The organism is Pedobacter sp. ASV28 (assembly GCF_016428855.1).
In the GTDB taxonomy this organism is placed as follows: domain Bacteria; phylum Bacteroidota; class Bacteroidia; order Sphingobacteriales; family Sphingobacteriaceae; genus Pedobacter.
This window is the reverse complement of record NZ_JAELTN010000155.1, coordinates 1-382: the sequence shown is the minus strand read 5'-3', so window position 1 is coordinate 382 and position 382 is coordinate 1. Positions and strand designations below refer to the sequence as shown.

General features: G+C 57.3%; 1 protein-coding gene. It reads right to left on the bottom strand.

Going from position 1 to position 382, the window contains the following annotated elements; all coding sequences use genetic code 11:
- Positions 1-110: 110 nt before the first annotated feature.
- Positions 111-317 carry a beta-L-arabinofuranosidase domain-containing protein gene (locus tag JHD79_RS22650; protein ID WP_233164852.1) on the bottom strand — a complete coding sequence of 69 codons (207 nt, stop codon included), beginning with the start codon at positions 315-317 and terminating at the stop codon, positions 111-113.
- Positions 318-382: the final 65 nt, after the last annotated feature.

The following is a 382-nucleotide window of genomic DNA, read 5'->3' as shown; positions in this document are numbered from 1 at the left end:
CCCCCCCCCCCCCCCCCCCCCCCCCCCCCCCCCCCCCCCCCCCCCCCCCCCCCCTCTTTACTGACCCGGCCACCACCGAGATCTACACTATGGCTCGATCGTCGGCAGCGTCAGATGCCCCCCCCCCCCCCCCCCTCGCAATAGGCAGACATATTTGGCAGTTCATAATTGTGCCCGAATGCCTCACCATGTCCTTTCGCACCTATTCCCCCGGTAATGTAATATTTTTTGCTGGCCATATTATCCCAAATCTTGCCAATATGCAGGTATATCAAGGGACCGTTCATAAATGGCGGCTGTTCTGTTATATGCTGCAATTCCCTTTAAGGTTTCTTGTGCATTCCAGGCTGTCTCTTATACACATCTCCGAGCCCACGAGACC